Source organism: Diaphorobacter sp. LR2014-1, assembly GCF_002916785.1.
In the GTDB taxonomy this organism is placed as follows: Bacteria; Pseudomonadota; Gammaproteobacteria; order Burkholderiales; family Burkholderiaceae_C; genus Diaphorobacter; species Diaphorobacter nitroreducens.
In genome coordinates this window covers 56271-81943 of record NZ_MTBE01000012.1, presented here as the reverse complement: position 1 = coordinate 81943, position 25673 = coordinate 56271, and the positions used below count along the sequence as shown (strand labels likewise).

At 66.4% G+C, this 25673-nt stretch carries 20 protein-coding genes and 2 pseudogenes; 11 read left to right on the top strand and 11 right to left on the bottom strand.

The window, feature by feature from the left end; genetic code table 11:
- Positions 1-71: 71 nt before the first annotated feature.
- The 3 genes from ccsB to BV908_RS10985 form a co-directional block, all read right to left on the bottom strand.
- Positions 72-1406: a c-type cytochrome biogenesis protein CcsB gene (ccsB, locus tag BV908_RS10995; protein ID WP_103738148.1), complete on the bottom strand. Its 1335-nt coding sequence runs from the start codon at positions 1404-1406 to the stop codon at positions 72-74.
- Positions 1403-3556 carry a cytochrome c biogenesis protein ResB gene (locus tag BV908_RS10990; protein WP_103738147.1) on the bottom strand — a complete coding sequence of 718 codons (2154 nt, stop codon included), beginning with the start codon at positions 3554-3556 and terminating at the stop codon, positions 1403-1405. The genes ccsB and BV908_RS10990 overlap by 4 nt, the downstream gene beginning before the upstream one ends.
- Positions 3557-3724: 168 nt before the next feature.
- Positions 3725-4363, bottom strand: coding sequence for a c-type cytochrome (locus BV908_RS10985; protein WP_012655688.1), 639 nt, complete (start codon positions 4361-4363; stop codon positions 3725-3727).
- 84 nt (positions 4364-4447) lie between these two features.
- Here BV908_RS10985 and yihA point away from each other — a divergent pair, with 84 nt between their 5' ends.
- The gene (gene yihA / locus BV908_RS10980) at positions 4448-5170 is read left to right on the top strand and encodes a ribosome biogenesis GTP-binding protein YihA/YsxC (protein WP_047350979.1); all 723 of its coding nucleotides are present in this window, start codon (positions 4448-4450) and stop codon (positions 5168-5170) included.
- Between the two features lie 48 nt (positions 5171-5218).
- Positions 5219-6148: an alpha/beta hydrolase gene (locus BV908_RS10975; RefSeq protein ID WP_103738146.1), complete on the top strand. Its 930-nt coding sequence runs from the start codon at positions 5219-5221 to the stop codon at positions 6146-6148.
- Between the two features lie 48 nt (positions 6149-6196).
- Here the strand turns inward: BV908_RS10975 and BV908_RS10970 are convergent, their stop codons facing one another.
- Together BV908_RS10970 and BV908_RS10965 are read right to left on the bottom strand one after the other, a co-directional pair.
- Positions 6197-7066 (bottom strand): lipid A biosynthesis acyltransferase, encoded by an 870-nt coding sequence (locus BV908_RS10970; RefSeq protein WP_103738145.1) that lies wholly within the window; start codon positions 7064-7066, stop codon positions 6197-6199.
- Complete coding sequence (locus BV908_RS10965; RefSeq protein WP_011804157.1) at positions 7063-7938, bottom strand: lysophospholipid acyltransferase family protein; 876 nt, start codon at positions 7936-7938, stop codon at positions 7063-7065. Before BV908_RS10965 ends, BV908_RS10970 begins: the two co-directional genes overlap by 4 nt.
- A 132-nt stretch (positions 7939-8070) precedes the next feature.
- On the opposite strand from BV908_RS10965, the gene metK reads away from it, so the two are divergent.
- The 7 genes from metK to BV908_RS10930 all read left to right on the top strand — a co-directional run bounded on the left by metK (position 8071) and on the right by BV908_RS10930 (position 15875).
- On the top strand, positions 8071-9252 hold the full coding sequence (metK, locus tag BV908_RS10960; RefSeq protein ID WP_011804156.1) for a methionine adenosyltransferase: 1182 nt from the start codon (positions 8071-8073) through the stop codon (positions 9250-9252).
- A 760-nt stretch (positions 9253-10012) separates the two neighbouring features.
- Positions 10013-10198 carry a DUF1328 domain-containing protein gene (locus BV908_RS10955; protein WP_011804154.1) on the top strand — a complete coding sequence of 62 codons (186 nt, stop codon included), beginning with the start codon at positions 10013-10015 and terminating at the stop codon, positions 10196-10198.
- A 66-nt stretch (positions 10199-10264) separates the two neighbouring features.
- Positions 10265-11122, top strand: a complete 858-nt coding sequence (locus BV908_RS10950; protein WP_103738153.1) for a cysteine hydrolase — start codon at positions 10265-10267, stop codon at positions 11120-11122.
- Positions 11123-11177: 55 nt separating this feature from the next.
- Complete coding sequence (locus BV908_RS10945) at positions 11178-12212, top strand: bifunctional nicotinamide-nucleotide adenylyltransferase/Nudix hydroxylase (protein WP_103738144.1); 1035 nt, start codon at positions 11178-11180, stop codon at positions 12210-12212.
- Between the two features lie 210 nt (positions 12213-12422).
- The gene (locus BV908_RS10940) at positions 12423-12713 is read left to right on the top strand and encodes a co-chaperone GroES (protein ID WP_011804151.1); all 291 of its coding nucleotides are present in this window, start codon (positions 12423-12425) and stop codon (positions 12711-12713) included.
- 90 nt (positions 12714-12803) lie between these two features.
- Positions 12804-14438 (top strand): chaperonin GroEL, encoded by a 1635-nt coding sequence (gene groL, locus BV908_RS10935; RefSeq protein WP_103738143.1) that lies wholly within the window; start codon positions 12804-12806, stop codon positions 14436-14438.
- Positions 14439-14708: 270 nt separating this feature from the next.
- Positions 14709-15875, top strand: a complete 1167-nt coding sequence (locus BV908_RS10930; protein ID WP_103738142.1) for a GGDEF domain-containing protein — start codon at positions 14709-14711, stop codon at positions 15873-15875.
- A gap of 30 nt (positions 15876-15905) precedes the next feature.
- Here the strand turns inward: BV908_RS10930 and pgi are convergent, their stop codons facing one another.
- Both pgi and tal read right to left on the bottom strand, forming a co-directional pair.
- Positions 15906-17522: a glucose-6-phosphate isomerase gene (gene pgi / locus BV908_RS10925; RefSeq protein ID WP_103738141.1), complete on the bottom strand. Its 1617-nt coding sequence runs from the start codon at positions 17520-17522 to the stop codon at positions 15906-15908.
- Positions 17519-18469 carry a transaldolase gene (tal, locus tag BV908_RS10920; RefSeq protein ID WP_103738140.1) on the bottom strand — a complete coding sequence of 317 codons (951 nt, stop codon included), beginning with the start codon at positions 18467-18469 and terminating at the stop codon, positions 17519-17521. The genes pgi and tal overlap by 4 nt, the downstream gene beginning before the upstream one ends.
- A gap of 195 nt (positions 18470-18664) precedes the next feature.
- On the opposite strand from tal, the gene zwf reads away from it, so the two are divergent.
- Together zwf and BV908_RS10910 are read left to right on the top strand one after the other, a co-directional pair.
- Positions 18665-20140, top strand: coding sequence for a glucose-6-phosphate dehydrogenase (gene zwf / locus BV908_RS10915; RefSeq protein ID WP_103738139.1), 1476 nt, complete (start codon positions 18665-18667; stop codon positions 20138-20140).
- Positions 20134-20979, top strand: coding sequence for an SIS domain-containing protein (locus BV908_RS10910; protein ID WP_012655673.1), 846 nt, complete (start codon positions 20134-20136; stop codon positions 20977-20979). Before zwf ends, BV908_RS10910 begins: the two co-directional genes overlap by 7 nt.
- 260 nt (positions 20980-21239) lie before the next feature.
- On the opposite strand, the pseudogene BV908_RS10905 reads toward BV908_RS10910, so the two are convergent.
- The 4 genes and pseudogenes from BV908_RS10905 to BV908_RS10885 all read right to left on the bottom strand — a co-directional run.
- A pseudogene (locus BV908_RS10905) lies at positions 21240-21587 on the bottom strand (YbhB/YbcL family Raf kinase inhibitor-like protein); the annotation flags it as partial.
- A gap of 87 nt (positions 21588-21674) precedes the next feature.
- A complete protein-coding gene (gene ltrA, locus BV908_RS10900) occupies positions 21675-23042 on the bottom strand; it encodes a group II intron reverse transcriptase/maturase (protein ID WP_103738138.1) in 1368 nt (455 codons plus the stop codon).
- Positions 23043-23452: 410 nt separating this feature from the next.
- Positions 23453-23593 (bottom strand): annotated as a pseudogene (locus BV908_RS10890) (phosphatidylethanolamine-binding protein); the annotation flags it as partial.
- 78 nt (positions 23594-23671) lie between these two features.
- The gene (locus BV908_RS10885; protein ID WP_103738136.1) at positions 23672-25585 is read right to left on the bottom strand and encodes a 5'-nucleotidase C-terminal domain-containing protein; all 1914 of its coding nucleotides are present in this window, start codon (positions 25583-25585) and stop codon (positions 23672-23674) included.
- Between the last annotated feature and the right edge of the window lie 88 nt (positions 25586-25673).

Genomic DNA, 25673 nt, shown 5'->3' with positions numbered 1-25673 from the left:
CATCTGCCACAGTCTGCATGAGACACAGACTGCCCGCAGGGCCCGCAGGGTCCCCCCTTGGACGCCGAGGGTTACAAGGTTCCGTAGCTGTGCAGCCCGCTCAGGAACATGTTCACGCCCAGAAAGGCGAAGGTGGTCACCGCCAGGCCCACCAGCGCCCACCACGCCGACATGGTGCCGCGCAAACCCTTCATCAGCCGCATGTGCAGCCATGCCGCGTAGTTGAGCCACACGATCAGCGCCCAGGTTTCCTTGGGGTCCCAGCTCCAGTAACCGCCCCAGGCCTCCGCGGCCCACAGCGCTCCCAGGACCGTGGCGATGGTAAAGAACGCAAAGCCCACGGCGATGGACTTGTACATCACATCGTCCAGGATCTCGAAGGACGGCAACCGCTCGGCAATGCGCCGGCGCGCCAGCAAGATGCCCGCCACGATCAGCGCAGAAACGCCGAAATACACCATCCAGTAGCCACCGCCGTTGTCGGCCGCGCCCTGGCGAAAGACGATGGGCTCAAAGCACAGCACCACGCCCAACAGCCACAGCGGTGCCAGTTTCCACCAGCGCGTTTCGCTCGCCTGCTGTTTGATCAGGTAAGCAAAGGCCACCATGGCTGACAGCGCGAAGGTGCCGTAGCCGATGAAGTTGGCCGGCACATGCAGCTTCATCCACCAGCTCTTGAGCGCGGGCACCAGCGGCTGGATCTCATGCGCCTCGCGCACGACCGTGTACCACAGCAGAAAGCCCACGGCGGCGCTCACCACCAGCATCACGAAGCCGCCCAGCGCGCGGGTTTCGTACTGCTCCTCGTAGTACAGGTAGAACACGGCCGTCATCCAGCAGAACATGACGAACACCTCGTAGAGGTTGCTCACCGGGATGTGGCCGATATCCGGGCCGATCAGGTAGCTTTCGTACCAGCGCACCATGGTGCCGATCAATGCCAGCGCCACGGCCACCCACGCAATGCGCGAGCCGATGCGCATCATCGTCTGCCCTTGACCGCGCGAGAGCATGCCCACCCAATAGAACGCGGTGCTCATGAAGAACAGCATGCTCATCCACAGGATGGCCGACTGGCTCGACAGAAAGTACTTGAGTCCGAAGATCGTGTCCGCGCGCGCCAGGTCGCCCGCGCCATTGTTCTGGTACAGCCCGATGGCCAGCAGCGAGCACGCGGCCACCATCAGCATCAGTGTGCTCAGCGGGCGCCAGAACCAGCCCAGCCAGATCGCGCTGGGAATGGAGCCCAGCAAAATGGCCTTCTCATACACATCCATGTACGCCGCATAGCGCTGCAGCGCGAACACGCCCCCCGCGACCACCAACAACGCAAACAGCCAGTCCCACCAGCTGCGGCGTGCGAAATACCCTTCGCTCAACGTGAGCGTGGTCGTGGCTGTATTCATGAGGCACCTCCGTGCGGGGATGTTCCGATCAATTGGGTGGTGAGCTGCGCGAATTCACGATCCGCGTCCAGCGTCTTGCGGTTGGTGGACAGCGCCATCGTCGCGCGGGCGCCCGCGTCCTGCGGCGCCAGCCAGACCCATACGCGGCGTTCACGCACGTAGAGCATGGCAAACACGCCGATGATCAGCAGCGCGCAGCCCAGGTACACCACGTTCTTGCCCGGCGCGCGCGCCACCTGGAACACGCTGGCCTGCACCTGCTTGAAGTCACGCAGCTCGAACGCCAGGGGCACCGGATAGGCCTGTGCATCGCTCAGGCTCAACACCGCCTGCGTCATGAACGCCTGCGTTGCGCCATTCTGTGGCAAGGGGGCCAGGCCTGCACGTTCGCGGGTGATCTGCGCCAGTTCGAACAAGGCGCCGTTGAGGATGCGCACCAACACCTCGCTGGCGCGGTTGCGCTCGTCTTCGGGCACATTGGCCTCCATGAAGTCCGAGATCGCCTGCAGCCCGCCGCGCGGCCGGCCGCCCGCCGCAGCAGGCTCGTCGATCGCACCGGCGAACAGCGCGAGCGCGCGCCCCGCCGACTGCGCGAGTTGCTCGGCCAGCTCGGGGCGCGCCCCATCCACGGCCGCTGCCGCGTAGCGACGCACCGCCAGCTCGCGCATCTGCGGATCGGCCAGGGCCAGGCGCATGCGCAAGAAGCCGTCCATGCCACCCTCGGCATCCACCGGCACGCGCAGGTAGCGGAAGGGCTCCGCGGGGGTCTCACGCACACCCAGCAAATACATGGGCTGACCGTCGCCCGTGTCCACGGGCAGCATGAAATTGTGGAACTCCCGCGCCTGGCCCGCCGCATCGCGCAGCTTGTAGGTGATGCTGGGGCCTACGTTGCGCAGTTCGCGCTTGCTCACGGTCTTGTTACCGGCACCCAGGCGCGATTCGATCGATTCGCGCAGATCCACCTTGCGCACGTCGGCGCCCGAACCGCTGGCGCCGGTATCGCCGAAGTTCTCCACATTGAGCACCCGCAGCCCCGTGAACTCCAGCGTCATGCCTTCGCCCGAGCCCGAGTGCGTGAGGCGCGTGGAGCCGCCGATCACGCCTTGCACATCGAAGGGCTCCGCGCCCGGCGCCATGGGACGCGCACGCAGGTGCACTTCGGAGCCGCCATCGTCAAAGCTGGATTGGTAGATTTCGATGCCCCGGTAGCTCACGGGATGGTTGACCTCCACGCGCGCCGGCGTGGCCTCGCCCGTGGCGCGGTCGTGGATCACGATCTCGCTGGCGAACAGCTTGGGCATACCGGTGGAGTAATGCTCCACGATGAACTTCTTGAGCTCGACGGCAAACGGCAGTTCCTGCAGCAGTACGCCGTCGGACTGGCTCAGGATGGCGGTGCCGGACTGCGTGCCCTCGGCCACCACAAGATTGCCGCGGAACGTGGGATTGCGCTCGGACAGCCGGTGTTCGGGCTTGACCTCGGAGATCAGGCCAGAGCCCGCATAGGGCGTCTTGCCACCAAACCACATCTGTGCCCGCACGACGAGATCGCCGTCGAGCAGGCCGCCCAGGCACACCAGCACGATGGCGCTGTGCGCGGCGATATAGCCCAGCTTGTTGGCGGCACCGGCCTTGGCGGCCACCATCCAGCCGTCACCCGCCGGGGTCTGGCGCTGCTGCAGGCGCACCTTCCAGCCTTTGGCGACCAGTTGCTGCCCCACGCGGCGCGCGGCCACCTCGGGCGTTTCGGCCGCCAGCTCCGCACTGGCCTTGTGGTGGAACGCCTGCAGGCTCTTCTCGCGGATGTCTTCCTTGTAGGTGCGCAGGTCGGCCAGATACTTGGGTGCATGCCGGGCAATGCATAGCGAGGTGCTGACCACCAGAAAGCCCAGGATCACGAGGAACCACCAGGCGCTGTAGACCGCGTTCAGCTTGAGCGCCAGGAACACCTCCGCCCAGAACGGGCCGAACTGGTTCACATAGTTGACGGCCGGCTCGTGCTGCTTGAGCACCGTGCCGATCACCGAGGCAATGCAGATCACGGTCAGCAACGCGATCGCGAAGCGCATGGACGCCAGCAGCTCGGTCATCGACCGCATGGCGTGCGTCCGGGGGGCGCTGCTAGGACCGAAAGTGGTGTCAGACATGAAAGACGCGAAGGCCGGGAGGAATCCACCTACGCCAGTCAACCCTGCGTGCGTAGGCCCATGAGAAAGGGCGGGCCATCCGTTCAGATGAGCCCGCCCGTCTTGGGTGCGATTATCGGCGCTAGGTTCCAAAGGCGCATCGGAGCACCCCTGGAAATTTGACGTGAATCAACGCAAACCGGCAATGTAGTCAGCCACGGCCTTGATCTCGCGGTCGTTGAGCTTGGCGGCGACGTCGCGCATCTGCACGTTGTTGCCACGCTTGCCGTCGCGGAAGTCCACCAGTTGCTTGACCGTGTAGTCGGCATGCTGGCCCGACAGGCGCGGGTACTGGGCAGGAATGCCGGAACCGTTGGGGCTGTGGCAGCCGGCGCAGGCAGCAATGTTGCGCTCCTGGATGCCGCCGCGGTAGATGCGTTCGCCCATGGCGACCAGATCCTTGTCCTTGGCAAAGCCTTCCTTGGCTTGCTTGGAGGCCAGCCACCACGACACGTTGCGCATGTCGTCCTCGGAGAGGATGGCGGCCATGCCTTGCATGATGGGGTCAGCGCGCTTGCCGGCCTTGAACTCCTGCAACTGCTTGACCAGGTACTCCGGGTGCTGCTGCGCCAGCTTGGGGTTGGCTGCGATGGTGGAATTGCCGTCGGCGGCGTGGCAGGCGGCGCACACGGCGGCGTAGCTGGCCTCGCCCTTCACGAGATCAGGCTTCGCTGCCTTTTGCGGCGCCGGGGTTTCGCCTGCGGCAAGGGCCGAGGCAGCGGGGACTGCCAGTGCGGCAGCCATCAGCAGGGAGGCGAGCAACTTCATATCGGGGGATCTTGTGTTATGAGCGCAAAACCCCGCGATTCTACAATGCCCCCTGTTTCGCCCTATCCCTTGGAAAACCCATATATGCCGACCACATCACATGCGCCAGTTGCTGGCTCCCTCCCGCCAGCGCCGGACGCCAAGGTCGCCATGGGGTGGATGCACACCGCGCGCTTCCTGACGACGGCCGCGCAGTTGCACCATTTGCCCGCCATTGAGGTGCCCGAGATCGCCTTCGTGGGCCGCTCCAACGCAGGCAAATCCACCTGCATCAACACCCTCACCCAGCAGCGCCAACTGGCGTTTGCATCCAAGAAGCCCGGACGCACTCAGCACATCAACCTGTTCGCGCTGGGCAAGCAGGGCGCAACGGACGCGGTGCTGGCCGACCTGCCAGGCTACGGCTACGCGGCCGTGTCGCGCTCGGACAAGCTGCGCTGGCAGCAGGTGATGCTGAGCTACCTGGTGAGCCGCGAAAGCCTCACCGCCATCGTGCTGCTGTGCGACCCGCGCCTGGGCCTGACCGAGCTGGACGAGGCGCTGCTGAACGCCGTGCGGCCACGCGTGGAGGCAGGGCTCAAGTTCCTGGTGCTGCTCACCAAGGCCGACAAGCTCACGCGCGCCGAGCAGGCCAAGGCACTGTCCATCACGCGACTGCAGGCCGGCGGCGGTGAGGTCAGGATGTTCTCCGCGCTCAAGAAGCAGGGCGTGGACGAAGTGGCGCAACTGCTGTGGCAGTGGGCCCACCCCGTCCAAAAAGAGGATGCGGCCGTGGAAGCCCTGCCGCCATCTGAAGACCAAAACTGACGCCAGCGCCCGTCCATCAAGCGCTGGCAGCTATGAAAGGCGTAGCGTATGGCGGAGACGATCACCCACACACTGCCGCACGGCATCACGCTGCACTGCCGCGTGGCCGGCATGCCGGGGCGCCCGGTGCTGCTGTTCCTGCACGGCTTTCCCGAAGGCGCGTTTATCTGGGATACGCTGCTGGGCCATTTCGCCGATCCGGCACACGGCGGCTACCGCTGCGTGGCGCCCTGGCTGCGCGGCTATGCACCCTCCAGCGCGCCGGCTGCGATAGAGGCCTACCGCCCCAAACATCTGGTGCAGGACATCGCCGCGCTGATCGCCCAGGAAGCCGGTGCCGGCACGCCGCTGGCGGCGCTGGTGGCACACGACTGGGGCGGGGCCGTGGCCTGGAACCTGGCCAACCAGCATCCCGGACTGCTCAAGCGCCTGATGGTCATCAACGCGCCGCACCCTGGCGCCTTCTTGCGCGAATTGCAGAGTAGTGCCGCGCAGCAGGAGGCCAGTGCGTACATGCACTTCCTGTGCCGCCCCGATGCCGAGTCGCTGCTGGCCGAGAACGATTTCGCGCGCCTGTTCGGCTTCTTTCGCCGCGCCGATGGCAGCGCGCCCGGCTGGCTCACCCCTGCACTGCGCGCGCACTACCGCGCGCAGTGGGCTGCGGGGCTTGCCGGGCCTTGCAACTACTACCGTGCCAGTCCGCTGCGGCCGCCGCTGCCCTCGTCTTCCCAGGACGACGGGACGCCGGACATCCGCTCCCTCACGCTGCCCGCCGACATGCTGCAGGTGTCCGTACCCACGCAAGTGCTGTGGGGCATGGACGACCCCGCGTTGCTGCCCGGTCTGCTGCAGGGGCTCCAAGCCTGGGTGCCACGCCTGCAGGTGCAGCAGGTGCCGGGCGCCACGCACTGGGTGGTGCACGAGCAGCCGGGGCTGGTGCGCGACACCCTGGCGGATCTTCTTCGCCAGGAACTATGATTTCCGTAGCTGCTAGCGCTTACCAGATAAGCGCTAGAGCCATTTTTACTAATACACCGAATCCTGCCCCTCCGGGCGGGTCTTGAAGCGCTTGTGCACCCAGTAGTACTGCGCGGGCATGGTGCGGATGGCGGCTTCCAGCTCGCGGTTCATGCGCGCCGTGTCGGCCACATGGTCCTCGGTGGGAAAGTGGTCCCAGGCGGGGGTCAGCTCGGCCACGTAGCCCTCGGGCGTCATGCGGCTGTACAGCGCCACCACCTTGGCGCGCCCCAGGCGCGCAAAGCGCGACAGTGACGGGATGGTGGCCGCGTCCGGCATGGCGAAGAAGGGCACGAACACCGAGTCGTTCCTGCCGTAGTCCATGTCGGGCAGCAGGTACAGCAGCCCGCCCTTGCGCAGGCACGAGATGATGGGTTTCACGCCGTCGGCGCGGTTGAGCATGCGCACGTTGCCAAAGCGCTGGCGGCCCGCCATGAACCATGCGTCCAGCACCGGGTCGGGGTTGGTGGCGAAGATCGAGGTGAACTCGCGCCGTGTGTTCAGCGGCAAGGCGAGGCCGCCTGCGTCCATGCTGTAGAAGTGCGGCGCGAAGACGATGGTCGGCGTGTCGCCTTCCAGCTCGTGCAGCGCGCCCACCAGCTTCACGCGACTGCGCACCAGCGCCTCGGAGCCCGACCACAACCAGCCGCGGTCCAGGAAGGTCTGGCAGAACACCACGAAGGACTCGCGCGCCCATGCGCGGCGCTGCGGCTCGGGCACCTCCGGGAAGCACAGGGCCAGGTTGCGCAGCGCCACCCTGCGCCGCGGCACGGCCAGCACGAACAGCACCCGGCCGATGAACCGCCCCAGCGCGCGCAGCGCCGGCAGCGGCAGGCGGCCCAGCAGATTCAGCAGCGCGATGCCCGCGCGCGCCATCATGCGCGGCCCTCCGGCGGTGCATCGGCCCCGGCAGAGGTATGCATCTCCGCGCGAGGCTGCTTGTAGCGGGCATAGCCCCACAGGTATTGGTCGGGGCTTTGGCGGATGAGGTATTCCATGGCTTGGTTGAGCTGCAGCACGGCCGCGTCGAGTGTAGGCGCCAGCGGCTGGGGCAAATCCTCCAGGTGCAGCACATAGCCGCGCCCGCGTGGCAGGCGCTCGCACCGCGCCAGGATCACCGCCGCACCGGTCTGCTGCACCAGACGCGCAGCCAGCGTCATGGTGTAGGCCGGGCGGCCGAAGAACGGCGACCACACCCCCAGCCCCTGCGGCGGCACCTGGTCAGGCAGCAGGCCCACCGCCTCGCCGCGCCGCAGCGCCTTGATCATCTGGCGCACGCCCTGCAACGTGGTGGGCACGGCCTGGATGCCGGGGCGGTTGCGCGCGGTCTGCATCACCTCGGCCAGCCAGCGCTGGCGCGCGGGCCGGTACAGGATGGTGATGGGGCCGTGCTCCGGCGACCAGCGCCGCGCCGCCGCCTGCACCGACAACTCGAAACAGCCAATGTGCGGCGTGAGGAACACGATGCCGCGGCCTTGGCCCCAGGCCCGTTGCACGCATTCAGCCCCGCGTATCTCGCAGGCCGGCGGCTCGGGTCGCAGCCACAGACGCGGCGCCTCAGCCACCATGCGCCCTGCGTGCGCTATGGCCGCACGCACGTCACGCAAGGCATAGCCCGCGCGCGCGGCGTTGTCGATGAAGCGGCGGCGGTAGGTGGGCGATGCGCAAAACGCCACCCAGCCAAGCGCCGCGCCAATGACATGCAGCAACCACAAGGGCAGCGCGGAAACGAGCCGAAAGAGGGATGACATTACAATGACGGCCGTCGCCGAGTTAAATGAGCAACTTGCAGGGCGACGTTAAACACAACTGCTAAAGCGTTCGCCGAGGCTCCATGAGGCTCTGGGCAACGCCCAAATGCTGACAACACGGAGTTTATTCAAATGGCGAACGATTTCCTCTTCACGTCCGAATCGGTCTCTGAAGGCCACCCCGACAAGGTGGCGGACCAGATCTCCGACGCCATCCTGGACGCAATCTTCACGCAAGACCCCCGCAGCCGCGTGGCAGCCGAGACGCTGACCAACACCGGCCTGGTGGTACTGGCCGGCGAGATCACCACCAACGCACACGTGGACTACATCCAGGTGGCGCGCGACACCATCCAGCGCATCGGCTACGACAACACCGAGTACGGCATCGACTACAAGGGCTGCGCAGTGCTCGTGGCCTACGACAAGCAGTCCAACGACATCGCCCAGGGCGTGGACCACGCCAGCGACGACCACCTGAACACCGGCGCGGGCGACCAGGGCTTGATGTTCGGCTACGCCTGCGACGAGACGCCCGAACTGATGCCCGCGCCCATCTACTACGCGCACCGCCTGGTCGAGCGCCAGGCCCAGTTGCGCAAGGACGGCCGCCTGCCCTTCCTGCGCCCGGACGCCAAGAGCCAGGTGACCATGCGCTACGTGGACGGCAAGCCCCACAGCATCGACACCGTGGTGCTCTCCACCCAGCACAGCCCCGACCAGAGCGAGACGGCTACCAAGATGAAGGCCAGCTTCACCGAGGCCATCATCGAGGAGATCATCAAGCCGGTGCTGCCCAAGGAATGGCTGCAGGACACCAAGTACCTCATCAACCCCACGGGTCGCTTCGTCATCGGCGGGCCGCAGGGCGACTGCGGCCTGACGGGCCGCAAGATCATCGTGGACACCTACGGCGGCGCCTGCCCGCACGGCGGCGGCGCATTCAGCGGCAAGGATCCAACGAAGGTGGACCGCAGCGCCGCCTACGCTGCGCGCTACGTGGCCAAGAACATCGTGGCCGCCGGCCTGGCGCGCCAGTGCCAGATCCAGGTGGCTTATGCCATCGGCGTGGCGCGCCCGATGAACATCACCGTGTACACCGAGGGCACCGGCGTGATCCCCGACGACCAGATCGCCCAGCTGGTGCAGGAGCACTTCGACCTGCGCCCCAAGGGCATCATCCAGATGCTGGACCTGCTGCGCCCCATCTACGCGAAGACCGCCGCCTACGGCCACTTCGGCCGCGAGGAACCCGAGTTCACCTGGGAGAGGACGGACAAGGCTGCCGCGCTGCGTGCAGCGGCCGGGCTGTAAGGCACGGCGACCCCCACCAGCGGGTGCGGCAGCCTTGCGGCACAAAGCCCAGGCGCTGCGCGCAGCGGCGGGGCTATGAACCCCACGTCTGCGTCCAGGCAGTCCCTGAGCTTGGGAGCGGAGTTCGTATCCCGCCGCGTTGCGAACGCAGACCAGTACGCCGCCGCGCGGCGCCAAGCGGCCGGCTTGTAAGCCTGTGCAGGCGCGGGTATCAACGCCGCGCGCGCTGCTGGCCGCTGGAGGCGCGCCGGCCACGGTGGCGCAGGAACTGGGCTTTGAGGACCAGCGCCACTTCCACAACGCATTGCGCGAACGCGTGGCGGCTGCGCCGGGAGATTCTCGGCGCTAAGGGCGGCGGCCTGCTGCAGGACCGCAGCGATGCCCTGCTGGGCAAGGCCGCGCATGTATGCCCTTGCAGACGCCATCTTTTCCAATACACCCCGGCTCCACGCGTCCAGGCTGCGCCCCGCGCGGCACGCCTTTGCGCACCGCGCCAACACAAGGGTAAGGACGTTGGAACAGTTTCTTCTTGTTGCCGGCGTGCATTTCCTGGCACTCAACCCAGGGCCGGATTCCTCTCTTAGTGTGCGCGCCGATCGCCGGCGGCGTGGCGCTGCATGCGCTGCGATAACCGGCAGCACTGTCAACACCCTCCTACACGCTGCGGTTTCGCCAGATGACGGAGCGCCTGCGCCAGCGCCCCTACTCTGATGCCCAGCCGCCGCACCCGCCGGCGGCCCATCTCAAGGAGGCCTATCCCATGCTCAAGTACGCGATCATCTTCGCCATCATTTCGCTCATCGCCGGCGCGCTCGGGTTCACCGGCGTGGCCGCTGGCTCGGCCGCCATCGCCAAGGTGCTGTTCGTGGTGTTCCTGGTATTGGCCGTGCTGTTCGTGGTGCTCGCGCTGCTGGGTATCGGGGCCGCGCGCAAAGCCATCAAATAGCGGTGCCGGCCGGATGCGGCCCCGCAGTTGCCTACACTGCAGGCCCTGCACGCTCGCATCCGCGCCATGACACGCACCGTTCACCTGCTCGCCATCGATCCTCAGAACGACTTCTGCGATCTGCCCGCCGCGTGGCATTCGCGCGATCCCCATAGCGGCGCGGTAACCGCCCCGGCGCTGCCCGTTCCCGGCGCGCATGCGGACATGCAGCGCCTGGCAGCGTTCATCCGCGCGCAGGGGGCAGGTATCGACCACATCACTGTCACCCTCGACTCGCACCAGCAGTACGACGTGGCGCACCCCGCCTACTGGCAGCGCAGCGACGGGGGCGCGGTGGCGCCCTTCACCGCCATCACCGCTGCGCAGGTCCGCGCGGGTGCGTTTGCGCCGCGTGACCCTGCCGCGCTGGCGCGCACACTGGACTACCTGGACACGTTGGAAACCCAGGGCCGTTACACCCTCATGGTCTGGCCCGTGCATTGCGAAATCGGCAGCTGGGGCCATGGCGTGCATGCCGACGTGCTGGCCGCGTGCAGCGACTGGCAGGCGCATCGCCTGCGCGCCGTGCAGTCCGTCTTCAAGGGCATGAGCCCCTGGACCGAGCACTACAGCGCCGTACAGGCCGAAGTACCCGACGCGGCCGACCCGCACACCGCCCTGAACACCCATCTGCTGGACCAATTGGCCAGCGCAGACCTGCTGCTCATCGCAGGCGAGGCCAGCAGCCACTGCGTGCGCGCCACCACCGAGCACATCATCCAGCACCTGGCCCGCCTGCACCCCGGGTGGAGCCCGCGGCGCCTGGTGCTGCTTACCGATTGCATGAGCCCCGTGGCCGGCTTCGAGGCGCAGCATGAGGCCTTCCTGGAGGCGATGCACGCCCAGGGTGCACGGCTGGCGACTTCAAGCGAAATTTGCCTCTAGCGCTTATCCATCAAGCGCGAGCAGCTCACTTTTTTGAGAACACACGAATCGCCGCATGTACGACACCGCCATCCTCATCGGCCGCTTCGAGCCCGTCCACACCGGCCATCTCGCCCTGCTGCGCGAAGCGCTGGTGCAGGCGCGGCAGGTCATCGTCATCGTCGGCTCGGCCTTCCAGGCGCGCACACCCAAGAACCCGTTCACCTGGCACGAACGCGAAGCCATGCTGCGCGGTGCTCTGCCCGAGGGCGACCGCACGCGCCTCACCGTGCTGCCGGTGCGCGACTACTACAACGAGGCGGTGTGGGTGGAGGCCGTGCGCAACGCGGTGGCGCACCACAGCCCGCCGCAGGCGCGCGTGGGGCTGGTCGGCCATTTCAAGGACGCCACGAGCAGCTACCTCAGCGCCTTTCCGGGCTGGGAATTGATACGCATGGAGCGCCAGGGCCGCATCGACGCGACCGCCATCCGCGACGCCTACTTCGGCGCCACACCCGCCACCGTGGCCCATGCGCTGCAGCCGCTGGCGCCCATGCTGCCGCCCGCCACGCAAGCGCTGTTGGAGCAATTCGCACACACGCCGCACTTCGCCACACTGCAGCAGGAATGGCAGATGCTGCGCGGTTACCGCGCCGCCTGGGCAACGGCGCCCTACCCGCCCGTGTTTGTGACCGTGGACGCGGTACTGCGCTGCCAGGACCACGTGCTGCTCATCCGCCGCGCCCACGCACCAGGGCGTGGCCTGCTGGCGGTGCCCGGCGGCTTCATCGAACAACGCGAGACGCTGTGGCAGTCCTGCCTGCGTGAACTGGCAGAGGAAACGAATTGCGCCCTGCCCGAGGCCACGCTGCGCGCGGCGCTGCGCAGTGTGACGGTGTTCGACCACCCCGACCGCAGCCAACGCGGCCGCACCATCACCCACGCGCACTACTTCGACCTGCAGGACGCTCCGCTGCCCCCGGTGCAGGCGGCTGACGACGCGGCGCATGCCGAGTGGGTGGCCATCGACCGGCTCGCGGGCATGGAAGAAGCGTTCTTTGAAGACCACTTCCACATGCTGGACCACTTCTTGCGCCTCACAGTCCACTGAGGCGGACGGAGAAGTGCGGCTGCCCTCCGCACTTCCGCACCTTGATCGCAGGCCCTGCCGACACTGCGGCCTTGAAACTGTCACGAATGCCTCTATCATTAGCACTCGAAACAGATGAGTGCTAACAACACCGCTGTGTCAGTTCCCTGCGCCCGCGTTGAGGGCGCGTTGTTTGATGTCGCAATCCTTTTTATTATCAGGAGAGATGCAATGAATCTTCGCCCCCTGCACGATCGCGTGATCGTCAAACGTATCGAAAGCGAAACCACGACCGCCTCGGGCATCGTGATCCCCGACAACGCTGCGGAAAAGCCCGATCAAGGCGAAGTGCTGGCCGTTGGCCCTGGCAAGAAGAACGACAAGGGCGAGCTGATCGCCCTGAACGTGAAGGTCGGCGACCGCGTGCTGTTCGGCAAATACAGCGGCCAGACCGTGAAGGTCAATGGCGACGAGCTGCTGGTGATGAAGGAAGATGACCTGTTCGCGGTCGTCGAGAAGTAATCCCTTCCGGTCAACTCATTTTTCATAGCTGCCTGCGCTTGATAGACCAGCGTTGGCAGCCCATTTGATTCAAATTTGTAGGAGCCAAAAATGGCAGCAAAAGACGTAGTGTTCGGCGGCGAAGCCCGCGCTCGCATGGTTGAAGGCGTGAACATCCTGGCCAACGCGGTCAAGGTGACCCTGGGCCCCAAGGGCCGCAACGTGGTGCTGGAGCGCTCGTTCGGCGCCCCCACGGTGACCAAGGACGGCGTGTCCGTGGCCAAGGAAATCGAACTGAAAGACAAGCTGCAGAACATGGGCGCGCAGCTCGTGAAGGAAGTGGCTTCCAAGACCAACGACATCGCTGGTGACGGCACCACCACCGCTACCGTGCTGGCCCAGGCCATCGTGCGCGAAGGCTCCAAGTACGTGGCCGCCGGCCTGAACCCCATGGACCTCAAGCGCGGCATCGACAAGGCCGTGGTGGCCCTGGTGGAAGAGCTGAAGAAGGCCTCCAAGGCCACGACCACCTCCAAGGAAATCGCCCAGGTGGGTTCGATCTCCGCCAACTCCGACGAGTCCGTGGGCAAGATCATTGCCGACGCCATGGACAAGGTGGGCAAGGAAGGCGTGATCACCGTGGAAGACGGCAAGTCGCTGGAAAACGAGCTGGACGTCGTGGAAGGCATGCAGTTCGACCGCGGCTACCTGTCGCCCTACTTCATCAACAACCCCGAAAAGCAGGCCGCGATCCTGGACAACCCCTTCGTGCTGCTGTTCGACAAGAAGATCAGCAACATCCGTGACCTGCTGCCCACGCTGGAGCAAGTCGCCAAGGCCAGCCGTCCGCTGCTGATCATCGCTGAAGATGTCGAAGGCGAAGCCCTGGCCACGCTGGTGGTGAACACCATCCGCGGCATCCTGAAGGTCGTGGCCGTGAAGGCGCCCGGCTTCGGCGACCGCCGCAAGGCCATGCTGGAAGACATCGCCATCCTGACGGGCGGCAAGGTGATCGCCGAGGAAGTGGGCCTGACGCTGGAGAAGGTGACGCTGGCCGACCTGGGCCAGGCCAAGCGCATCGAAGTGGGCAAGGAAAACACCACCATCATCGACGGTGCTGGTGCCGCTGCCGACATCGAAGCCCGCGTCAAGCAGATCCGCATCCAGATCGAGGAAGCCACCAGCGACTACGACCGTGAGAAGCTGCAAGAGCGCGTGGCCAAGCTGGCCGGCGGCGTGGCCGTGATCAAGGTGGGCGCTGCCACCGAAGTCGAGATGAAAGAAAAGAAGGCCCGTGTAGAAGACGCCCTGCACGCCACCCGCGCTGCCGTGGAAGAAGGCATTGTGGCCGGTGGCGGCGTGGCCCTGCTGCGCGCCAAGCAAGCCGTGGGCGACAAGGTCAAGGGTGACAACGTCGACCAGGATGCCGGTATCAAGCTGGTGCTCAAGGCTGTGGAAGCTCCGCTGCGCGAAATCGTGGCCAACGCTGGTGGCGAGCCCTCGGTGGTGGTGAACGAAGTGCTCAACGGCAAGGGCAACTACGGCTTCAACGCAGCCAACGACACCTACGGCGACATGCTGGAAATGGGCATCCTGGATCCCACGAAGGTGACCCGCACGGCCCTGCAGAACGCCGCTTCCGTGGCCTCTCTGCTGCTGACGACCGAAGCCATGGTGGCCGAGGCGCCGAAGGACGAGTCCGCAGCCCCCGCCATGCCCGGCGGCATGGGTGACATGGGCATGTAATTGCCTGGGCCCCGCCTGCGCCCTGATGGCGCAGGCAGCACCCAACCCGCAAGCAGTGCTTGCGGGTTTTTTTTCGCCTGCGTGTGTGGCGGGTGACCTTCCGCGGCGCACTGCGCGCGGATCTGGCCCGCCTTTCCCCAATACCCCTACACAAAAGCAAGCTTTGCGCTCCTTGCATAATTGTATTTATGTGTAAATATTAGTAATTCATTGCTAGCGGTTCACTCTGGCCGTACCGCCATCGCACGGCCCTTCGCAGGAGCCTCCGCCATGCACACGACCCCTCGCCGTCTCTTTCCCTGCCTCCTCTCCCGCGACCCCTACCGGCGTGTGCGCGTCGGCATGGCGCTGCTCGCGCTGCTGCTGATGAGCTCCAGCGCCCTGGTGATGCTGTTGCTGCACCACCCCAGCGCAAACCACCACCTGGACGCTGTGCGGTGGTGGGCGGCACTTTCGGTGGGGGGGCTCGCAGTCATCACGCTGCTGATCCGCACCGGCTGGTCCGAGCGGCTGCGCGATCCGTCTCTGACCCTGGTGCAAATGGCGTGGACCATCACCAGCGGCGCCGTGGCCTATGTGCTGGCAGGGGAAGGCCGAGGCGTGGTGCCCTCCATGCTGGCCATGATCCTGTTCTTCGGTGCGCTGGGCCTGCCACCGCGCCAGGTCGTGGGCATTGGGCTCTACGCGATGGCGGCGTTCTCGGTGGCGGTGGTCGTCTCGCCGCGTTTCTACGCAACGACGTTCGACGTCATGGATGGCGCCTACGCAGCCATGATCCTGATCGTGCTGGCCGGGTGCATGGTGGTGAACCTGCGCGTGCAGCAGATGCGCCAGCGCCTGGACCGGCAACGTGAGGCGCTGGCCGAAGCCCTCGCGGAAAACCGGGCGCTGGCCATGCGCGACGAGCTCACGGGCCTGTACAACCGCCGCGCCATGGTCGAGCTGATCCAGCTGGAGTGCCGGCGGCGCCGCCGGGGGCAGGGCACGTTGCTGTTCGCCATGATCGATGTGGACCATTTCAAGCGCGTCAACGACCACCACGGCCACGCCATGGGCGACCATGTGCTGCGGGTGTTCGCCGACGCCCTGCGCGCCAATGTGCGCGAAACCGATGTGCTGGCGCGCTGGGGCGGCGACGAGTTCCTGCTGCTGCTCAGCGACATCGAACCACGCAGCGCCCAGACCCTGCTGGAGCGCACGCGCGAAGCCATCGCTGCCCTGCCCGTGCCCAACGCACCGCCGGGCCTGCGCCTGAGCATGTCCGCCGGCCTGGCGCTGCACCTGCCCCATTCGTCACCCCAGGAAACGCTGGAGCGTGCCGACCAGGCGCTCTACGCCGCCAAGGACCAGGGCCGCAACCGGGTCGCCCTGGCTCCAGAACTCCAGCCGGCGCCTCTAGATGATGCGCCGGCCATGCCCCAGGCAGCGCGCGCCTGAGCCCCGTCAGAGCAGGAAGCGCACCCCGTTTCAGGCCGCCAGACGGCGCAACAGCCCCGCGCTGGACGGGTCCAGCCCCTGCACATCCCCCGTGGCCAGACGCGGCTCCAGATCCTTGGCGATGCCTTTGCCCAGTTCCACACCCCACTGATCGAAGCTGTTGATGCCCCAGAGCGCCCCGCTGGTGAACACGCGGTGCTCGTACAGCGCGATCAGCGCGCCCAGCGACGCTGGGTCCAGACGCTCCAGCACCAGAAATGTGCTCGGCCGGTTGCCGCTGAAGCGCCGGTGTCCGTCGGCCTCTTCGGGCCGTCCCATCATCAGCGCCCGGGCCTGGGCCAAAGCGTTGGCCACCAGACGCGGGTGCTGGTCCGGCAAATCACGCCCCGGCTCGCGCAGCGCGATGAACTCCACGGGCACGGTGTCGGGCCCCTGGTGGATCATCTGAAAGAACGCATGCTGCCCATTGGTGCCCGGCTCGCCCCAGACCACGGCAGAAGTGGCATAGGGCAGCGACTGGCCGTGCGCATCCACCCCCTTGCCGTTGCTCTCCATCTCCAGTTGCTGCAGGTACGCGGGCAGGCGGCGCAGGCCATGGCTATAAGGTGCCATGCTGCGGCTGGAGAAGTCGTGGAAATTGCGGTACCACAGGTCCAGCAGCGCCAGCCGCACGGGCAGGTTGGACTCCAACGGCGCGGTGCGGAAATGCTCGTCCATCGCATGTGCACCCGCCAGCAGTGCGCGAAAGTGCGGCGCACCCACGGCAATGGCAATTGGCAGCCCGATGGCGGACCACAGCGAATAGCGTCCGCCCACCCAGTCCCAGAAGCCCAACGTGGTGGTGATGCCGAACTGCGCCGCCGCTTCCAGGTTGGTCGTCAGTGCATAGAAATGGCGCGCCAGCGGCAGCCGCGCCCGCGCGTCCTCGCTGCCGCCCTGGTCCAGGAACCATGCACGCGCCGCCTGTGCGTTGGACATGGTCTCGGCGGTGGTGAAGGTCTTCGACGCAATGAGGAACAGCGTGCTTTCGGGCCGCAACTGGCGCAACAGGCTGCCCAGCTCCATGCCGTCCACGTTGGAGATGAAGTGCAGGCGCTTGCCCGGGTGGCGCAGGTCGTCCAGTGCCTTGACCACCATCGCCGGCCCCAGGTCCGAGCCGCCGATGCCGATGTTCACGATGTCGGTGATGCCGTCGTCAGCGCGCACGCGCTCGGCGAGGGCCAGCATGTCCTCCAGCGTGGCGTGCACGTCGTGCAAGGCAGAGGCAATTTCAGGCGCTACTGTATCGATAGCTGCTTGCGCTTGACCTGCATGCCCTGGAGCCGGTTTTCGCAACAACCAATGCATCACCGCGCGCTGCTCGGTGTTGTTGATCGGCCGGCCCTCGAACATCGCATCGCGGTAGGCCACCACGCCGCATTCACGCGCCAGCTGCAGCAGCAGCGCTTCGGTGGGCGCGTCGATCAGGTTCTTGGACAGGTCCGCAAACACATGCGGAGCGTCCTGGCTGAAGCGCTCGAAACGCTGCGCATCCTGCGCAAATGCGGCGCGCAGGTCGAAGCTGCGGCCGGCGCTTTCGTAATGGGCACGCAGGCGCTGCCACGCGGTCGTGTGGTCGCAGCGGGTGCGGGGATCGTCAAAATTCATGCAGCGGCTTGCATCAGTTGTTCCAGCTTGGCCGCGTCCGCCGCAAATGCGCGGATGCCTTCGGCCAGCTTCTCGGTGGCCATGGCGTCGGCATTGAGCGCATAGCGAAAGCCCGCCTCGTCGTACTGCACGGGTTGCAGCGCGACGCGGCGTGCCGCCTCGGGGTCGAGCACGCGTGCCACCGGAGCATTGCTGGCGGCCAGCTGGGCCAGCAGTTCGGGGGCAATGGTCAGCAGGTCGCAGCCCGCCAGCGCGACGATCTGCCCGGTGTTGCGAAAACTCGCACCCATGACCTCGGTGCCGATGCCGAAGTGTTTGTAATGGTTGTAGATGGCGCGCACGGACTGCACGCCCGGGTCATTGGCGCCGGCCATGGCGGCCTCGTCCCAGTTTGCGCCGGCCTGCTTCTTGTACCAGTCGTAAATGCGTCCGACGAAGGGCGAAATGAGCTGCACCTTCGCCTGACCACAGGCCACCGCCTGTGCAAACGAAAACAGCAGCGTAAGGTTGGTATGGATGCCGCGCTGCTCCAGTTGGCGCGCGGCCTGGATGCCCTCCCACGTGGCGGCGATCTTGATGAGCACGCGGTCGATGTGCAGCCCCTGCGCCTGGTACAGCTCCACGATGCGCTCCGCACGCGCCACGGTCGCCGCGGTATCGAACGACAGGCGTGCATCCACCTCGGTGGACACGCGCCCAGGGATGATCGACAGGATCTCGCAGCCGAAACGCACGATCAGGCGGTCCATCAGCTCGTCGATGGCGCGGCCATGCCAGCGCGTCACACAGTCCTTGAGCAGCGGCGCGTACTCGGGCTTTTGCACGGCCTTGAGGATCAGCGAGGGGTTGGTGGTGGCGTCTTGCGGCTGGAACTGGGCCAGCTGCTTGAAATCGCCGGTGTCGGCCACCACGGTGGTGTACTGCTTGAGCGCGTCGAGTTGGTTCATGGCGTGTTGTCCAGGGAGAAAGGCGCGGGGAGCCCAGCCCCGGCGCGTAACCGGCAAGTGTATGCGCGGCCACGGCCCGTCCCGTATCGGTCAATGCCGACCATGAAACTCGATAACATCGTGCACTGGATACGGACCACATGCGGGCACCGTTTTCCCATCGATCAACCCTCTACACATCACCGCAGCTGGCTCATGAGCTTTGATCTGGTCCTCTTCGGCGGCACGGGCGACCTCGCCTGGCGCAAGCTGCTGCCTGCCTTGTTCCAGGCTTTTCGCCACGGGTCGCTGCCGCCGCAGGGGCGCATCATCGGCGTGGCGCGCGACGCGCTGAGCGACGACGACTACCGCGCGCTGATTGCCCGGCGCTTTGCCGATGTGGAGGGAGAAAAACGCCCCAGCGACGAAGAATTCGAACGCTTTGCCGCGCTGTTGCAGTACCAGCGCATGGATCTGTCCCAGCCAGAGGATTACGCCCTGCTGGCGCGGCGCCTGCGCGAGCGCCATGCCGACACGGTGGTGATGTACCTGGCCACCGCGCCCGCGCTGTTCACCACCGTCTGCGAGCAGCTCGGCGCTGCCGGCCTGGCGACGCCCGCCACCCGCGTGGTGCTGGAAAAGCCCCTGGGGCACGATTTGGCTTCCAACCGTGCCATCAACGCCGCGGTGCGCAGCGTGTTCGACGAACGGCAGATCTTCCGCATCGACCACTACCTGGGCAAGCCCTCGGTACAGAACCTGCTGGCGCTGCGCTTTGGCAACGCGCTGTTCGAACCCCTGTGGCGGCGCGAGACCGTGGCCAGCATCGAGATCACCATGGCCGAGCAGCTGGGCGTGGAGCAGCGTGGCGCCTTCTACGACCAGACCGGCGCGCTGCGCGACATGGTGCAGAACCACGCGCTGCAGCTGCTGTGCGCGATCGCCATGGAGCCACCCATCAACGCCCATGCCGATGCCATCCGCGATGAGAAGCTCAAGGTGCTGCGTTCGCTGAGTACGTGGACACCCGCCACGCTGCTGCGGGACGTGGTGCGCGGCCAGTATTCCACCGGCACCACGGCCTGCGAGGGCGTGCGCGCCTATGCCGACGAGGACGGCGTGGCGCCCGGCAGCACCACCGAAACCTTCGTCGCCCTGCGCACCGAGATCGCCAATTGGCGCTGGGCGGGCGTGCCGTTCTACATCCGCACCGGCAAGCGCCTGGCCGCGCGCGAGGCACACATCGCCATCAACTTCCGCCCCACGCCCCACGCCATCTATCGCACGCCGCTGGGCGCGGCCAACCGCCTGGTGATCCACCTGCAGCCGCGCGACGGCTTGGCGCTGCACCTGTTTGCCGCGGGGCAGGAAAAGCGCGGCATGCGCATTTCCGAAGCCCAGGCGCTGGCGCCCGTGCAGCTGGACCTGGACTTCGACCAGCGCTTTGGCAGCCAGCGCGTGGGCGCGTACGAGCGGCTGCTGCTGGACGTGATCGCCGGGCGCCTGAATCTGTTCGTGCGCGCCGACGAACAGGAAGCCGCCTGGCATTGGGTGGAACCCATCATGCAGGCCTGGGCCGAGCAGGACGCCCGTGGCGAAGGCCCGCGCCCGTATGCCGCTGGCAGCTGGGGCCCCAGCGCCGCCAGCGCGCTGGTGGCCCGCGAAGGACACACCTGGATGGAAGAATGCTAGACCGCATCACCGCTTCCCTGCCCTCGCTCGCCCCCGCCGAGCAGCGCGTGGCCCAACTCGTGCTGGACGACCCGCGCGCCTTTGCCCACCTGCCGGTGCGCGAGCTGGCCGCGCGCGCGCGCGTCAGCAAGCCGACAGTGGTGCGCTTTTGCCGCAGCATGGGCTATGACGGCCTGGCGGACTTCAAGCTCAAGCTGGCCGGCAGTGTGAGCGAGGGCGTGCCCTTCATCCACCGCAGCGTGGACGCCGACGACAAGACCAACGACGTGCTGGTGAAGGTGGTGGACAACGCCGTGGCCGCCTTCCTGCAGTACCGCAGCGCCGCCAGTACCAATGCGCTGGAGCGTGCGGCCGAGGCCATCGCCAGCACCTGGCAGACGGGGCGGCGCATCGAGTTCTACGGCGCGGGCAACTCCGGCATCGTGGCGCAGGACGCGCAGCACAAGTTCTTTCGCCTAGGCATCACCAGCATCTCCACCAGCGACGGCCACATGCAGGTGATGAGCGCCACGCTGCTGGGCCCGGGCGACTGCGCGGTGATCATCAGCAACTCGGGCCGCACGCGCGACCTGATGGACGCAGCCGACATCGCGCGCAAGAACGGCGCAACCACCATCGCCATCACCGCCAGCGGCTCGCCGCTGGCACACACCTGCCGCATCCACCTGGCGGCCGACCACCCCGAGGGCTACGACCGCTACAGCCCCATGGTCTCGCGCCTGCTGCACCTGCTCATCATCGACGTGGTCGCCACCTGCGTGGCGCTGCGCATCGGCGAGCCGCTGCAGCCGGTGCTGCAGCAGATGAAGAACAACCTGAGGGCCAAGCGGTATACCTGAGGGCACCCCCCTGAGCGGCTGCGCCGCTTCCCCCTCTCTCTACGCGCTGCGCTACGGGAGGGGGGACACCGCCAGCGCCCGGGCCAAGCCCGCTGCGCGGCGGTTGCTGGGATGGGGCGCGCCAGTTCCATGCCGTGCGCCCTATGGCGAAGCACAAAAACAATAGCTGCTACCGCCTGCCCTGCTTGGACTTCAGAAACAAAAGCATCTGAAATCAAGCATTGGCAAGCGGTAGCAGCTCTCTTTTTCAGAGCGCCGCTTCAGCGCCCGTAGGTGGCGGTGAAGCTCGCCTTGGCCAGGGTGTGGGCGTTCACCATGAAGCCGGCGAGCGCGGCAGGGGCGTCGTCGGGCACATCGATGCGCTCCACCGACAGCGCATGCACCGTGAAGATGTAGCGGTGCGGCTTGTCGCCCGGCGGCGGGCACATCCCGCCCCAGGCGTACTGCCCGTAGTCGTTGCGGATCTGGCGCGCGCCAGCCGGCAGGTGGGCGCCGCCCTTGGCGCCGGCGTTGGCGGGCAGCTCACTCACCGAAGCCGGCAGATCGATCACATACCAATGCCAGAAGCCCGAGCCCGTGGGCGCGTCGGGGTCGTACACGTTCACGGCAATCGGCATAGGGGGCAGCCCTTGGGCTGCACCCCTGCCACACCACCCGGCATGCGGATCCGCACCGGGCGGTTCGAGTGGTTGAGGTTAAGCGAGACGGGGTAGGCCCAGCCTGTCGAACCAGTTCAGCGTGAGCACGTAGTTCAAGAGCGCGCCACTGTTATGCCACCATCGGCGGCTGTTGGCCGCAATGAGGATGGCTGTCTTGTGACTGGCACCCAAAGCACGCAGTTCACGATACATCGTCCTGCCGCTCCTCCAGTGCTTGAGTTGGAGAGCCCGCAACCGATGACGCAGCCAAGCCCCGAGCTCTCGCCAGAGAATTGGTGTTTGCGATAGGCTGAAGTACGCCTTCCATCCCAGCAGGTAGGGGCGCAGCCCGTTGACCACTGCTTGCATACTGCGTCCGCTCTTGCGCCGCGTCGCTTCTCGGATGCGCTGCTTGAACGCCGCCAGGGGCTTGGCCGCTACCGTGCGCCTGATCGCTCCATCCCGTCTCCGCCATAGGGCATACCCAAGGAATTTGCGTCCAAACGCCGGCGCCACGGCACTCTTTGCCTCGTTGACCTTCAGCTTGAGCCGTCCATAGAGTCGACGCAGCAAGGCCATCACCCTCTCGCCTGCCTTCGCACTGCGCACGTACACGTTGCAGTCGTCGGCGTAGCGCACGAAGCAGTGGCCTCTTCGCTCCAGTTCCCGATCCACTTCGTCGAGCAGGACGTTGGCCAGCAGCGGCGACAGCGGCCCGCCTTGCGGTGCGCCTTCGTGCCGTTGCATGACCACCCCGCCATCCATGATCCCCGCGTTCAGGTACGCCCGCACCAGCCGGATTACTCCGGCGTCGTTGATGCGCTTGTTCAGGCGGTCAATCAAGATGTCGTGGTTGACTCGGTCGAAGAATTTCTCCAAGTCCACGTCCACCACCACGTGCCGCCCCGACTGCACGAACGACTGCGCGGCCAACACCGCATCATGCGCCCGCCGTCCAGGCCGGAATCCGTAACTGTGCTCGCTGAAGGTGGGATCGAGCAGCGGTTGCAACACCTGTAGCAGCGCCTGCTGGATCAGCCGATCCGTCACCGTCGGGATTCCAAGCTCGCGCTTGCCTCCGTCCGGTTTCGGGATCGTCACCCGTCGTACCGGACTGGGCCGGTACGTTCCCCGCAGCAGTTCCCTTCGAATGCGGGGCCACTCGGTGACCAGCATGCGTGCCGTCTGGTCTATATCCAGTCCGTCAACACCCGCTGACCCCTTGTTTGCCCGCACTCGTTTGAATGCCTGCTGTAGGTTCTCTCGCGTCAACGCCGCTTCCAGCAGCGTTGACCCTGTGCCGCTCTTGTCATGCCGCGGGCCGTCAGCTTCGCCACGGCACGCCCCGTCCGAGGCTTCACCTCGGGTTGTGGCATCCCGCCCCGCTTGCGCAGGCTTCTGGCGCATGGCATCCAGCATCGGCATGGTTTGCAAACACTTCCTCTCGTTCGGCCCTTCGCCGTTTAACTTCTAGCCTCATCGGCCCCGCAACTCCGGCTACTACGACCTCTGCTGACTCCTCGCTCCGGCTCGACGCCGTTACCCTTTCAGGATCAAGGCGAGGTCTCCCCAGGTAAGAACACACTCCTTCATCGCACAGCCGCCACATTTACACCACTTCGCCTTGATCACAAGAGCTTCGCGGCGGCTTGCCCGCTCACCCTGCTCCGCAGTGCCTTCTATGTGGTTTTTGTCCATCGGCTCACGATTTACGCTCCACGCTTCCTCTCCACGCTCGGTCACCCTTGCGCAGTTGCGCTTCACTTCGTTCGCTGTGATCAACTTACGACGGGACTTTCACCCGTAGGAGTGCGCCCATGCTGGGCGCACAAGCCCTTCGTGCCCTCGGGCGCGCCGCTCCAGCGCAGCACGGGCGACTGGTTCCGACCGCTGCAGCCAAAGCCGTCGAACTCGAAGCTCTGTGCAATGGTGCTGCCGTCGGCGATGTCGGGACTGGTGAGGGTGAAGGCGGTCATGCGCGGTACTCCTGGGGTTCGTTGACGGGAAAGCGTCAGTATGCCCGCGCATTCCCGCCGTTCACTTCACGGGTCCCGTCACTGCCCCGCGAAGCTCTTGGTGCTGTAGAGCTCGTGCGGCAGCCGGTTCAGCACGGGCAGGCCGGTGGCGGCGTCGCGCGGCTGCTTGTCGATGTAGCTGAAGAAGACATCGGCATCCAGCACGCCGATGTCCAGGCGCCGCGCCGCGGGCACGGCCGCCAGGGTCTTGTAGCCGTCGCCGCCCGTGGCGTTGAAGCTCAACACGAAGAGCCTGTAGGTCTTGGCCGGATCGATCGGCCCCCAGGTGCCGGTGGCGGCATTGCGCACTTCGAGTCCGGAGGCGCGCTGGCCGAAGGCGGCCGAGGCGTTCACGTCGAAGCGCAGGCCGCCGGTATAGGGATAGGGCCCGGTCGAGCCGCCCGCCTTGAACACGGCCTCCAGGCCGTCTTCGAGCATGGATTTCACCTCCGCGCCGGTCACGTCCAGACGGAACAGCATGTTGCCGAAGGGCAGCACCTGGATCACCTGCGCTGCTGTCACCGTGCCGTCCAGCGCAATGCGCACACCGCCGCCGCTTTGCAGCGAGATGTCGGCGCCGCCGTACTTGGCATTGCCCTCGTCCACGTAGGCCTGCGCCACCAGCTGCTGGATGTCGCCACCGCGCAGATGCACGCTGCCCTCGGCGTTGCATGTGGGGCTGGAGCCGCCCGAGCCGGGATTGCCCGGCACGCGGCGGAAGCACAACTCCTTCGGCACCACCGCCACGTTGGTCTTGTTGAAAACGGCCACGCGGTCCTTGAACGGCTGCAGCGCCGTGGTGGCGGCGGCGGCTGGTTGCGTCACGCGCAGAAAGCCCTTGGCTGCCACGTCCGCATCGATAGCCTTCTTTTCGGCATCGGTCGGGGGCAATTTGTTGATGGTGAAGTCGCTACCGATCAGCACATGCGGCGTGCCGCTGCACTGCGTGACCTCGCCCTTGCCGTCAAAACGCACCTTCAACTCGCCCACCACCTGCGCGTATTCCCAGGCCTGCACCACGCAGACGTTCTTGCCGTCCTTGTCGGTCACGCGCGTGGGATAGGCGCCACTGGGCGTGCCCACGCCCGTGGTCTTGAGCGCGTCGGGGCCCAGCAGCGTGTGCGAATCGCCGCCCACGATCACGTCCACGCCGCTGAGCTTGGCGGCGATTTCCTTGTCGTAGCCATAGCCCACGTGGCTCATGACGATGATCTTGTTGATGCTCTGGGCACGCAGCTTGTCGATCTCACGCTGCGCCGCCGCGACTTCGTCCTCGAAGGTGGTGTCCGCGTCGGGGCTGGACGAGGCCTTGGTCTTGCCCGCAATCGTCAGGCCGACGATGCCGATCTTCTGGCCGCTGCGCTCCACCACGGTGGAAGGCTGCACGTAACCGGGCGCCTTGGTGGCGTTGAGCGCCGAGCCGGCACCGAACTTCACGTTGGCGCTGAGCACCGCCGTCTTGCAGGACCCCTTCTTGAGCAGGTCCAGGAATCCCTTGAGGCCCGCGTCACCCTTGTCGAACTCGTGGTTGCCCAGCGTGAAGGCGTCGAAGCACACGGTGTTCATCAGCGCGGCATCGGCCTCGCCGTCCGCGCCCGCGCGGTTGAAGTACAGCGTGCCGGTGAGCGCGTCGCCCGCATGCAGCTTGAGCACGTTGGCGCCCGCGGCCTTGGCCAGGCTGTCGAAGGCCGCTGTGACGCGCGCAAAGCCACCGGCGTCGACGGCCACGTCCACAGGCGCGGCGCCGCCCGTGGACAGCTTCAGCGTCTTGGACTTGGCGTCCAGTGTGGAGTGGTGGTCGTTGATGTGCAGGACGGTCAGCTCCAGCGGCTGAGCCTCGTCGTCATCGTTGCCACCGCATGCCGCCAGCACGCCACACGCCGCCAGCGCCACCGCGCCCATCCGCACCCGCCGCCCGTAGGGCTTGTTGGCCCATTGCATCCACGAACCCATGTTCTCGCTCCCTGTTGAATCGTTACAGAGTGGAGATGGTGGGAAGCAAGGATGACAGCGCCGTGAAAGCCCCACGCGCGCGCCCGTG